This window comes from Mycolicibacterium sp. Y3, from assembly GCF_051188035.1.
Lineage (GTDB): Bacteria > Actinomycetota > Actinomycetes > Mycobacteriales > Mycobacteriaceae > Mycobacterium > Mycobacterium fluoranthenivorans.
This window is the reverse complement of record NZ_JAVQLT010000001.1, coordinates 3,606,280-3,618,769: the sequence shown is the minus strand read 5'-3', so window position 1 is coordinate 3,618,769 and position 12,490 is coordinate 3,606,280. Positions and strand designations below refer to the sequence as shown.

Below are 12,490 nucleotides of genomic sequence, written 5' to 3'. Positions count from 1 at the left end.
ATCACCACGGCTCGAAGTCACTGCTGTTGGCCCTCCGCAGCGCGCTGACGTAGTCCCCGCGTTCACGACTGGCCTCGTCGACGCCGATGGGGACGGCGAGCAGCCCACGAAAATCGCCGACAGCACTGTATCCCTTGCGTGTCATCCAATCACGCAACCCATCGAGCAGTTTGGCCGCATACTCCGGGCCGTGGCGCAGCAATGCTGATGCGGTCATCACCACGTCGGCGCCGGCAAGCAGGTACTTGAGCAGCTCTGTTGAGCTCTCGACACCCGTAGTTGCGCCCAGCGAAGCGCCAATCCGACCGTGCAGCAACGTGATCCAAGTCAGAGGCAGGCGAGCCTCCGTTGCGGTAGACAACGACATCCCAGGCACCGCCGCCAAGGTCTCGGGGTCGATGTCAGGTTGCAGGAATCGGTTGAACAGCACCAGCCCGTCGGCACCGGCCAGGTCCAGGCGCCGGGCCATCTCAGCGGTCGCGCTGAAGTATGGGCTGAGTTTCACCGCCACCGGCACACTCACGGCATCCTTGACGCCCGCGAGAACGTCGACGTGACGCTGCTCGACATCGCGGCCGCTGATATGCGCATCGCCGGGCAGGTAATAGATGTTCAATTCGATTGCGGCCGCACCACACTCCTGCATCGATCGCGCGTAGCGGGCCCAACTGCCGGGGCTGCTGGCGTTGAGGCTGCCGATCACCGGAACCGATGCTGTCTTCGCCGCCCGCTCGAGCAGGCTCAGGTACTGGCGTGGACCGTGGTCCTCGGCGGCTCCAGCCGGAAAGTAGGACAGCGCTTCGGCGAAGCTTTCGGACCCCGCCTCAGCCAGCCGCGCGTTGCGCTCGGCTGTGCGGTTCAATTGCTCTTCGAACAGCGAATACAGCACCACCGCGCCTACACCTGCGTCGGCGAGACGCCGGACTCCGTCGACTGTCTTCGACAGCGGGGACGCGGACGCGACCAGCGGATTGCGCAAGTCCAGGCCGAGGTAGCGACTCGACAGGTCCATCAGGGCTCCCTGCGGGCGTCAGGGTGGAAGTGTTCGGGACCGCGGGAAGCCATCTCCTCGTATGTATTCCAGCGTTGTTCGATCGCCTGCTCCGCAAGTCCGAGTAGCCGCTCGGCTTCGACCGGATCCGAGCTGGCCAGGGTGCGGTAACGCAGCTCGCGGTAGACGTAGTCGGACAGTGGAATCCGCGGTCGGTGCGAATCGAGCAGGAACGGGTTCTTCCCCGCGGCACGCAGTGCCGGGTCATACCGAAGAAGCGGCCAGTGTCCGCTGGCGACGGCCCGGTATTGCTGATCCATCCCCAGACGCATGTCGATGCCGTGCGCAATGCACTGGCTGTATCCGATTATCAGCGATGGCCCGTCGTAGGCCTCCGCCTCACGGAACGCTTGCAGCGTCTGCTGTGAATCGGCACCCATGGCAACCTTTGCGACGTAGACGTTTCCGTAGGCGATGGCCTGGAGGGCAAGGTCTTTCTTCGGCACCGTCTTCCCGGCGGTGGCGAACTTCGCGACCGCGCCCAGCGGTGTCGACTTGGACATCTGGCCGCCGGTGTTGGAATAGACCTCGGTGTCGAGCACCAGTACGTTGACATTGCGCCCGGTGGCAAGGACATGGTCGAGGCCGCCGGAGCCGATGTCGTACGCCCAGCCGTCACCTCCGACGATCCACACGCTGCGCCGGACCAGGTTGTCCACAACGCTGAGCAGGTCAGCGGTCAAGGTGGGATCGAGCCCGTCGAGACGGGTCCTGAGCTCGGCGACCCGCTGACGCTGGGCCGCCAACTCCGACTCGCGCAGCTGCGGCGCCGACAGAATGTCGTCGACAAGTCCGCTACCCAACGTGTCGCGCAACTCGGCGAGGCGTCGCCGAGCCAGCGTGACGTGCCCGTCGTTGGCCAACCGCAGGCCGAGCCCGAACTCAGCATTGTCCTCGAACAGTGAATTCGACCAGGCTGGGCCTCGCCCGTCGGCATTGGTGGCCCACGGAGTGGTGGGCAGGTTGCCGCCGTAGATCGACGAGCAACCGGTCGCGTTGGCGATCATCAGCCGGTCGCCGAACAGCTGTGAGAGGAGCTTGAGGTACGGCGTTTCACCGCAACCAGCGCAGGCGCCGGAGAACTCGAACAGCGGCTGCAGAAACTGGGTGCCACGTACGGTGCCGAAATCCACTCTGGACCTGTCATTGGTCGGCAGTGTCTCGAAGAAACCGATGTTCTCGCGCTCGGTGACCAACCGCGGCTCGGCGGGAGCAAGGTTGATCGCCTTGGTCACGCCTGCGCCGGGTATGACGACTGGGCAGGCCTCGACACACAGGCCGCATCCGGTGCAGTCTTCCACGTATACCTGCAACGAGTATCTGGCGTTCGGCAGGCCGACGGCGTCGAGCTGCGCGGAGGCGAATGCTGCGGGCGCCCCGGCAAGTTGGGATTCGTCGTAGAACTTTGAACGGATCACGCTGTGCGGGCAGACGAAGCTACAGTTGCCGCACTGGATGCAGCTCTCGGAATCCCATACCGCGACCAACTCGGAGATGTTGCGCTTCTCGTAAGCAGTCGTAGCGCTCGGGTAGGTGCCGTCCACCGGAAGTGCGCTGACCGGCAGCAGGTTTCCGCGTCCGGCCATCATCTCCGCGGTCACAGTGCGGACGAACGCCGGGGCCGACGTGGGCACTGTCGGTACCGAAGCGCGGGCGGAAGTGGCCCCGGAAATGCCGGCGGGTACCTCGATCCGTTGCAGCCCGGCCACGGCGCCGTCCACCGCGGCCAACTCCTTGGACAGCATCTCGGCGCCGCGGTTGCCATACGTCTTCTGCACCGATTCCTTGATCCGGGCGATGGCCCGGTCGTGGGGCAGCACGTCTGAGATCGCGAAGAAGCAGGTCTGCAGCACGATGTTGATGCGGCCGGTCAGTCCGGCTTCGCGGGCGATCCGGTCGGCGTCGACGGTGTAGAGCGTGATCCGCGTGTCCAAGATCTGCTGCTGTACCCGCCGGGGCAGCGCATCCCAGACCTTGTGCGCCGGAAGCCGGCAATTCAGAAGCAGCCTCGCGCCGCGGCCGGCGCGAGCGAGTACGTCGACCTTGTCGAGGAACCGGAACTGATGACACCCGACGAAATTGGCGCCGTTGACGAGGTAAGGCGCACGGATGGGATCTGGCCCGAAACGCAGATGCGACTCGGTCTGCGAACCCGATTTCTTTGAGTCGTAGACGAAGTACGCCTGGGCGTACAGGCCTTCTTCCGACCCCATGATCTTGATCGTGTTCTTGTTGGCGCTGACGGTACCGTCCGAACCGAGCCCGAAGAAGACCGCCCGGAACGTGTTTGGTGACTCGATGTCGAAGGACGGGTCGTAGTCGACGCTGGTGCCCGACACATCGTCGTCGATACCGATGGTGAACCGTCGCCGCGGCTGCTCGCGGGCGAGTTCAGCGAACACGCCCGCGACCATGGCGGGCGTGAACTCCTTCGAGGACAGCCCGTAGCGTCCACCGCTGACTCGCGGCATGACCGGACGTGTCCCGTCGCCGAAGGCCTCGGCAAGCGCAGCGACCACGTCCAGATAGAGCGGCTCGCCGATCGACCCTGGTTCCTTGGTGCGGTCCAGGACACCGACCGTGCGGACCGTCGCCGGCAGTGCAGCCAGCAGCGCCGCGGCGGGAAACGGCCGGTACAGCCGCATCTGCACGACGCCGACCCGCTCGCCCCGGTCGACGAGCGCGGCGACCGTTTGCACCACAGTCTCGGCACCCGAGCCCATCAGTACCATTACTCGATCCGCCTGCGGGTGCCCGGCGTAGTCGACGATGCCCATCGTGCGGCCGGTGCGCTCGCCAAGCCGCGCCATCAGTTCCGCGACGACGCCGGGCACCCGCGCGTAGAACGGGTTCACCGTCTCCCGCGCCTGGAAGTAGACGTCCGGATTCTGTGCGGTGCCGCGGATGAACGGTCGCTCGGGCGACAGTGCGCGTTCGCGATGTGCGCGCACCAACTCCTCGGGTACAAGCGCCCGCAGGTCCTCATCGGTAAGCGTGTCAATCGTGTTGATTTCGTGCGAGGTTCGGAACCCGTCGAAGAAGTGCACGAACGGTACCCGGGTCGCCAGGGTGGCCGCCTGCGCGATGAGCGCCAGATCGTGGGACTCCTGGACCGAGGCCGACGAAAGCATTGCGAACCCCGTTTGCCGCACTGCCATCACGTCGGAGTGGTCACCGAAGATCGACAGCGCCTGCGTGGCCACCGATCTGGCTGCTACGTTGATGACGGCTGAAGTCAGTTCACCGGCGATCTTGTACATGTTCGGGATCATCAGCAGCAGGCCCTGCGACGAGGTGAAGGTCGTGGCCAACGCGCCGCTTTGCAGGGCGCCGTGCAAAGCACCCGCCGCTCCGCCCTCGCTCTGCATCTCGACCACGGTCGGGACGGTGCCCCACACGTTGGGCCGCCCGGCGCTGGACCAGACGTCGGCCCACTCGGCCATCGGCGACGACGGGGTGATCGGGTAGATGCAGCACACCTCGTTGAGCCGGTAGGCGACCGAAACGGCGGCCTCGTTGCCGTCGACCGTGGCACGGGTCATTTCGGCTCCGGAAACATGTCGATGGCGTGGACCGGGCACTGGTCGGCGCAGATACCGCAGCCGGTGCACCTGGCGTAGTCGAACTGGTAGCGGTGCCCGCGCCCGAGTTTGATGACAGCGTTCTCCGGGCACGCGCCCAGGCAGCCGTCGCATTCGAAGCAGTTACCGCATGACAGGCAACGCCCTGCTTCGTAGGTCGCCTCGTCCGCGGACAAGCCGCCGACGACCTCCTCGAAACTCGTGACGCGCTCCGCCGGTTCGAGTTCGGGTTCCCGGCGCTGTGCGGCGTCGCCGAAGTACCACAGGTGCAGCGAATCGTAGGTCGCCGTGGGGTGTTTTGCCGGGCGGGCGGGCGGCGCGTGATGCAGCCACGCGTCGATGCGGTGCGCCGCCTTCTTCCCGTGCCCGACACCCACGGTCACGGTGCGTTCGCTGGGCACCATATCGCCGCCGGCGAACACCCCCGGACAGCCGGTCATCAGTGATTCCGAGACGCGCACGCTGCCGTCGGCGTCGAACTCGACTCCCGGCAGTGTCCGCATGAACGCCGACTCCGTCTCCTGACCCAGCGCCATGATCAGGGTGTCGGCGGCCAGCGTCTCGAAGCGTCCGGTCGGTCGCGGGTAACCCGACGCGTCGAGTTCCATCACCTCGACCTGCAATTCGGGGCCTTCGAAGGCGGTGATGGTGCGAAGCCAGTTGATCCGCACGCCCTCGCGTTCGGCGTCCTCGGCTTCCTGCTCGTGGGCGGGCATCTGCTCACGGGTGCGGCGGTAAACGATCACCGCGTCGTCGGCACCGAGGCGCCGCGCCACCCGGGCGGCGTCCATTGCGGTGTTGCCGCCGCCGTAGACGGCGACATGTCGCCCGATCGCCGGCTTGTCACCCGCGGCGACGCTGTGCAGAAACGACACCGCGTCCAGCACGGCGGCCGCGTCGCCGGCCGGTATGTCGACATATTTGGCCAGGTGTGCGCCGACGGCGACGAACACCGCGTCAAACCCGCCTTCGTCTCGCTCGGCCGCCAGGTCATCGACCCGATGATTGCTGGTCAGCTGAACGCCCATTGCGGCGATCCGGTCAAGCTCCGCATCCAGCACATCGCGGGGAAGTCGATAATTCGGAATGCCGTAGCGCATCATGCCACCGGGCGTGGCGCCCGCGTCGCGGACCTCGACCTCGTGGCCGAGTCGCGCCAAATGATAGGCGGCGGACAGTCCACTCGGGCCCGCGCCGATGACCAGGACTCGCTTGCCGCTGCGGCTTGGCGGTCGATCGAAGCGCCAGCCGTGTTCCCGCGCGAGGTCGCCGAGGAACCGTTCCACCGAATGAATCGAAACAGCGCTGTCGAGATTCGCTCGGTTGCATACGGTTTCGCAAGGGTGATAGCACACCCGTCCATGGATTGCGGCGAATGGATTGTCGGCGACGAGCTGTCGCCATGCGGCTTCGTGTCGGCCCGCGGTGGCGTGCGCCAGCCAGGCTTGAATGTTCTCCCCGGCCGGGCAGCCCGCATTGCAGGGTGGCAACAGATCGACATAGACGGGCCGATGTTGGCGCACCGGTCCGCCAAAGGAATGTCCCTGGCTGAGGTCCGCGAGCGGCGTGACGTCATTGGAATCAGTCATCAGCCGGGAAACCGAACGGTAGTTCCGGGCATCAGGCGAACGACACGGCCGTGGCATTCCACGTCGATCCCGGCGGCGTCGCGTGGATCCACACTGATGATGACGCCCTTTCCGCTGACTCGCAGATGCAGGTGCAGTCCACGGTAGTGGATCGGTATTGCCAGCACACCAAGCGATTTCGGCCAGTGCGGCGAGAGAATCAGACGATCGGATCGGGTCTCCAGCCCGGTGAAGCACCGCTGCATGAGGTCGACGGTTCCGGCCATAGCGGCCAGATGAATACCCTCGGATGTGGTTCCACCCTGGATATCAGACACATCGGATTTTAGCGCCTCGGTGAAGAACTCCATGGCGCGGTCGCGATTGGCCCTGGCCAGCACCCAGGTGTGCACGACACCACTGAGGGTCGAACCGTGTGAGGTGCGGGCCAGGTAGTAGTCCACCATCTCCGGAACCTGTTCGGGCGAAAGATGATAACCGAGCCGTGCGAGGAGCTCCCGTAACTCCGTCGCCGACAGGAGGTAGAGCAACATCAGCGCGTCGGCCTGCTTCGATGCCTTGTAGCGATTGACGTCGTCGTGCTCCGCCTCCAGGATACGGTCCAGTCGTTGGATGTTGCCGTACTGCCGACGAAGGCGGTCCCAATCCAGTTCCGCGAGCTCGCCGTATCCCTGGAACTGACTGATGACGCCGTCGTGGAACGGGACGAACATCCGGCGGCTGACGTCGTCCCAGTGCACCAGTTCGGCACTGTTGAGTCCGAGCTTTTCCAGCAGGTCCAGCCTGTTCGGCAGCGGCAACAGGTCCAGTGCATCGATGGCCCGCATGATCACCCATACCGCCATCACGTTGGTGTAGGCGTTGTTGTCGATACCGTCGTACGGCGCATCGGGATAACCCGAGTGGAACTCGTCGGGCCCGATGACGCCGCGGATGGCGTATCGGGCAAGCTCGTCGTCGTAGGTCGCCAAGCTGACGAAGAAACGGGCCACCTCGGCCAGCAACTCTGCGCCGTAATCGATCAGGTAGGCCAGGTCTCCGGTGACCTGATAGAACTTCCAGGCACTGTAGGCGACGGCGATGCCGATGTGGTGCGCACGAGCGCTTGCGTCGGGGTTCCAGCGGCCGCTGCGCGGATTGAGATGTAGGCGTTGACTTTCCTCGCGTCCGTCACTGCCGGACTGCCATGGGAACATCGCACCCGCGTAGCCGGCGGCCGCGGCGGCATGCCGGGCTTCCGGCAGCCGCCGGTACCGATAGCTGAGCAGCGAGCGGGTGATCATCGGCAGCCGCAGATTCAGCACCGGGAAGATGAACAGTTCGTCCCAGAAGATGTGACCGCGGTATGCCTCACCATGCAATCCCCGGGCTGGTACCCCGGCATCCAGGTCGGACGTGTTGAGCGAAACCGTCTGCAACAAGTGCAGAATATGTAACCGTAGGATCCGCAATTCGTCGGCAAAGTCATCGAATTCGATGGAGAGCCGCTCCCATAGATGCGCCCAGTCGGTCAGATGCCCGTCCAGAATCTCGGCGAACCGGCCGAGTCGGGCGAGCAGGCGTTGGGCGTCGACGCCAGGCTCGGATGTGGCGACATCCCGGCCCGTGTAGACGGTAACGACCTTTTCGACCGTGACGGCTTCTCCGACCGACAACCGGACGGTGATGTCGTGACCAATCCTGGCAGCCTCGTCGAAGAGCCGATAGGAGGCAGGGACGGGTTCGCCGTCGCGCCACACGGAGGTTCGTGCCGCCATCGCGATGGGGATCCGAGATTGCGTCGTCTGGGTGCAGTGCAGCACCGAATCATGAGAGATCTCGCGCTTCTCTGCCGGGCCGAGGTGTTGGTTGGCCAGATCTCGGTACCGTTCGACCAGTGAGTTGGTCACGCCGCCGTCCAGTGCGGAACGTATCTCGACGCTTCCCGACCAGTCCTCGGCCAGGATCGTGGTCTGCAGCGCGCCGACGTGAGGTAGGTGCATGGCGACGAAGCGTTGTTGCCTGAGCGTGGTCGTCCGGCCGGCATCATCGCGGAACCGGACATCCCGGGTCACCACGGCGCCGCGAAGGTCGAGTGTCTGTTGGTAGGACAGGATCGTGACCTCGTCGAGGTCGAGCCAGCTGCCGCCGTCGCACCGGAACGTCAGCGCAAGCCAGTTGGGCAGGTTCACCAGGCTTTCGTTGTCGATCTCGGTGCCGGAGACGTCGTCGACGAGGCGGTTGTACACGCCGGCAGCGTAGGTGCCGGGGTAGTGCACCTGGCCTGCTGTCGACTCCGGTGCGGCGCCCCGGGTGGCGAAGTAGCCGTTTCCCAGCGTGCACAACGCTTCCCGAAGTTTCTCGGTCTGCGGGTCGTATCCGTCAAAGGTGTACTCCCACGACGTGCCCGAGGCCTGGTGCTTGTAGGCCAACCATTTTGATCCACGCTGCAAGAACTCACGTACCTCCTCGGGACTCTGCAGGCTGAAACGTGCGGCAGTCTTACGATCTCCGTCTTCGTCATGTCCGACGACGATCCCGACTCCGTCGAAGTGCACCGCGTCGAAGGCGTCTTCGTCGGTCAGGTCGTCGCCGATGTAGATCGGCAGCAGGGCAACGGCCGGGTCGATGCGATCACGGATCCAGGCCAGCGTGGTGCCCTTGTCCCAGTCGATATCCGGCCGTAACTCGACGATCTTGCGTCCGCTGGTCACCCGCAGGCCGTCCCGATGGCCGATTTGGTGGGTCAGTGCCACGATCTGATCGACGTGTTCCGGTGCGACCTCGCGGTAGTGCACCGCGACCGCAAAGCGCTTGTGCTCGACGCGAACACCCGCGATCTTCGCCAGGGTGCTGGTCAACTCGGCTGCGGCGTGCTTTAGCAGGGGGACCGACGTCTCTGCCGCTTCGTTGCAGTGGTACGTGCCGTCCGGTCCGGTCAGCTCGAAGCCGTGACTGCCGGCGTACCAGATGCCGGGTGCGCCGACCCGGGAGCGGATGTCCGCAAGATCCCGGCCGCTGAGGATGGCAACGGGGCACACTGCCGCAACGAGCCCCAGTGCCTCGGCTGCGCCGTCGACAAGCGCGGCCGCATCGGGATCGGACACGATGGGTGCCAATGTCCCGTCATAGTCGAGGAACACCATCGACTCTCGGGCACTGGTGATCCCGATCAGCTGACCGTAGGACGTCAGCGCATTCGGCAGTGTGGAGATGCGCCTGTCGCCGCTCCGGACGGTGACTTCCGCCAAGTCGGCGACGACGGCGTCGGCACCGCAACCCAACAAGTTCCCTTGTCCGGCGCGATCGACGCCGATGACGACCGCGAACCCGCCTTCGCGGCCCGCCGTCACCCCGGCGCAGGTGTCCTCGATGACAACGCACCGTTGCGGCCGCACACCAAGTCGCTGCGCCGCATCGGCCAGCACGGCAGTCCCGCGCGAGCCGCCGATTCCGTCGATGCACACGTCGAACAGGACATCCACCCCGGCGTCCTTCAAGGCGTTCTGACAGTTCGGGTTCGACGAATGGGCCGCGGTGGCGACGTCGATGCCGCGTAGTTTCCTGGCCAGGTCGACGGTCGCCTCGAAGAGCGGTGCGTCGCTGGTCAGTGCACTGTCGAGGTTGAGCAACACCGCGCCGTGGTAGCGCGGGTCGATGGTCACCGGCGGTGTCATCGAACCGGTACGGGTTGGGCCTCCAACTGCAGGACCTGGCGGGTGGTCTTCACCACCGTGTCGGGATTCAGGCTCATCGACTCGATACCGATCCGGACCAGGAACTCGGCCATGTCCGGGTAGTCCGAGGGGGCCTGCCCGCACAGACCCGAGTGAATCCCGTTGCGTCGGCAGCCTTCAACAGCCAGGCGAATCATCTCCTTGACGCCCTCGTCGCGTTCGTCGTAGTCAAAGGCCACGATCTCACTGTCCCGATCGACGCCGAGGGTGAGCTGAGTCAGGTCGTTGGAGCCGATGGAGAAGCCGTCGAAGCGCTTGGCGAATTCGTCGATGAGGATCACATTGTTCGGGATCTCGCACATCGCGTACACCTTGAGCCCGTTCTCACCACGCCGCAGCCCGAGGTCGGCCATTGTTGCCAGGACTAGGTCCGCCTCGGCGACGCGACGCACGAACGGGAGCATCAGGATCACGTTCGTCAGGCCCATCTCTTCGCGCACCCGTCGCATCGCGCGGCACTCGAGCGCGAAGCCCTCGGCGTAGGCGGGGTGTGCGTAACGGGAGGCGCCCCGGAACCCGAGCATCGGGTTGCTCTCGGACGGCTCGAAACCTGCGCCGCCCAGGAGGCTGGCGTACTCATTGGTCTTGAAGTCCGACATCCGCACCACGACCGGCTTGGGCCAGAAGGCGGCGGCGATGGTGCCGATTCCTTCGGAAAGACGTTCCACGAAGAAGGCGCTGCGGTCTGGGTAGTCCTGCGTGAGCTGATCTATCGTCCGACGGGCCTCGGGATCGTCGACTTTCTCGGGGTGCAGCAGGGCAAGAGGGTGAACCCGGATGTACTCGCTGATGATGAACTCCATCCGAGCGAGGCCGACACCGTCGTTCGGCAAGAACGAGGTCTTGAAGGCGAGGTCGGGGTTGCCGAGGTTGATCATGATCTGGGTTCGTGGCCGTGCCAGGTCCGCCACCTCGGTGCCGTCCACATGGAAGGGCAGTTCGCCCTGGTACACACGACCCGAGTCGCCCTCGGCACAGGACACCGTCACCACCTGACCGTCAGGTAAGCGGGTGGTCGCGTTCCCGGTGCCCACCACGGCGGGGATGCCGAGTTCCCTGGCGATTATCGAAGCGTGGCAGGTGCGGCCACCGCGGTTGGTGACGATCGCAGCGGCGGTCTTCATCACCGGCTCCCAGTCCGGCGTTGTGGTGTCTGCAACTAGCACCTCGCCCGGCTTGAATTCGTTCAGCTGCGCGAGGTTCTCGATTCGTCGGACCGGACCCGAGGCGATTCTCTCGCCGACTGAGCGACCCTCGACGAGTATCTCGCCTCTCCCATCCAGTACGTAAGCCTCCAGGGCCGTCACGCTGTGCTGGGAGGCAACCGTCTCGGGACGGGCTTGCACGATGTAGAGCTTTCCGTCGATACCGTCCTTGGCCCACTCCATGTCCATGGGCCGCCCGTAGTGCGCTTCGATCGTGCACGCGTAGCCGGCGAGCTCCAGGACGTCGGCATCGGTAAGGCAGAACCGGGTACGGTCGGCCTTGGGCGTCGGGATGTTTCGCGTGGTGTTCTTCGTCTCCCCGTCGACCAGGATCATCTTCACCGCTTTGTCGCCAAGGAGGCGGCGCAATACGGCGCGGTGGCCGGCGAGGTAGGTCGGCTTGTGGACGTAGAATTCGTCGGGGTCGACCGCGCCCTGGACCACGTTCTCGCCGAGACCGTAGGCGCCGGTGATGAAGACGGCGTCGCGAAAGCCCGACTCGGTGTCGATGGAGAACATCACTCCCGACGAAGAGATGTCGGAGCGCACCATCTTCATCACGCCGATCGACAGCGAGACCTTGAAGTGGTCAAAGCCCTGGTCGACTCGGTAGTGAATGGCGCGATCGGTGAACAAGCTGGCAAAACAGCGGCGGCAGGTGTCGAGGAGACTCGCTTCACCTTTGATGTTGAGATAGGAGTCCTGTTGGCCGGCGAAGCTGGCGGTCGGCAGGTCCTCGGCGGTCGCCGAGCTTCGCACGGCGAGACTGACCTCCTCGCCGTACTCCTGCTGGAGTGCGCGGTAGGCATCCCGAATCTGGGTGGCCAGATCCTCGGGAAGTCCTGCGCCGTAGACGATCTCGCGGGCGCGCTTGGCCTTTCGCGCCAGCGCCGCGACGTCGGCGGGGTCGAGGCCGTCGAGTTCGGCGTGCAGGCGGTCCCAGGCGCCGGCTTGGTCCAGCATGTAGCGGTAAGCCGCAGCCGTGATGGCGAAGCCGTGTGGGACACGGACGCCGTGGCTGGACAGCTTCTGGAACATCTCGCCCAGTGAGGCGTTCTTGCCGCCGACCAGCGGGACGTCGTCGATGCCGATTTCCTCAAAGAAGCGGACGTACTCGGATGTACTCATGACCTGTCCCTCTCGTCGCGCGTCACGCCACGTCGCAACTGCCAACCTCTCACTCCGGCTCGGGCGATGACAGGGTCGAAGGTCACTGGAATGGGTCGCAGCGACGGGATCGCCCAGCACTTCGGTGGGGCCAGCGCGGATTTCGACACTCCGGAAGTTGATCTGGGAACAAGGACGGATAGTCAACCGAGGCCCTTGTCCTCTGGTGCACGACCGCAAT

5 protein-coding genes are annotated in these 12,490 nt (G+C 65.1%); all 5 read right to left on the bottom strand.

Annotation, left to right across the window (positions count from 1 at the left end; genetic code table 11):
- Position 1: 1 nt before the first annotated feature.
- Genes QN239_RS17610 through ppsA form a run of 5 tightly spaced genes read right to left on the bottom strand, consistent with a single transcriptional unit; the run spans position 2 to position 12,270 of the window.
- Positions 2 to 1,012 carry a dihydroorotate dehydrogenase-like protein gene (locus QN239_RS17610; protein ID WP_499012335.1) on the bottom strand — a complete coding sequence of 337 codons (1,011 nt, stop codon included), beginning with the start codon at positions 1,010 to 1,012 and terminating at the stop codon, positions 2 to 4.
- Positions 1,012 to 4,593 carry a pyruvate:ferredoxin (flavodoxin) oxidoreductase gene (nifJ, locus tag QN239_RS17605; protein ID WP_499012333.1) on the bottom strand — a complete coding sequence of 1,194 codons (3,582 nt, stop codon included), beginning with the start codon at positions 4,591 to 4,593 and terminating at the stop codon, positions 1,012 to 1,014. Before nifJ ends, QN239_RS17610 begins: the two co-directional genes overlap by 1 nt.
- Positions 4,590 to 6,221 carry an NAD(P)-binding protein gene (locus QN239_RS17600; RefSeq protein ID WP_499012331.1) on the bottom strand — a complete coding sequence of 544 codons (1,632 nt, stop codon included), beginning with the start codon at positions 6,219 to 6,221 and terminating at the stop codon, positions 4,590 to 4,592. The genes nifJ and QN239_RS17600 overlap by 4 nt, the downstream gene beginning before the upstream one ends.
- Positions 6,221 to 9,877, bottom strand: a complete 3,657-nt coding sequence (otsB, locus tag QN239_RS17595; protein ID WP_499012330.1) for a trehalose-phosphatase — start codon at positions 9,875 to 9,877, stop codon at positions 6,221 to 6,223. The genes QN239_RS17600 and otsB overlap by 1 nt, the downstream gene beginning before the upstream one ends.
- Positions 9,874 to 12,270 (bottom strand): phosphoenolpyruvate synthase, encoded by a 2,397-nt coding sequence (gene ppsA, locus QN239_RS17590; RefSeq protein WP_499012328.1) that lies wholly within the window; start codon positions 12,268 to 12,270, stop codon positions 9,874 to 9,876. Before ppsA ends, otsB begins: the two co-directional genes overlap by 4 nt.
- Positions 12,271 to 12,490 lie beyond the last annotated feature (220 nt).

What these genes read in the sequence shown, in the direction of transcription:
- otsB (WP_499012330.1), bottom strand. Translation starts at nt 9,877, where the DNA reads ATGACACCGCCGGTGACCATCGACCCGCGCTACCACGGCGCGGTGTTG.
- nifJ (WP_499012333.1), bottom strand. Translation starts at nt 4,593, where the DNA reads ATGACCCGTGCCACGGTCGACGGCAACGAGGCCGCCGTTTCGGTCGCC.
- QN239_RS17610 (WP_499012335.1), bottom strand. Translation starts at nt 1,012, where the DNA reads ATGGACCTGTCGAGTCGCTACCTCGGCCTGGACTTGCGCAATCCGCTG.
- ppsA (WP_499012328.1), bottom strand. Translation starts at nt 12,270, where the DNA reads ATGAGTACATCCGAGTACGTCCGCTTCTTTGAGGAAATCGGCATCGAC.
- QN239_RS17600 (WP_499012331.1), bottom strand. Translation starts at nt 6,221, where the DNA reads ATGACTGATTCCAATGACGTCACGCCGCTCGCGGACCTCAGCCAGGGA.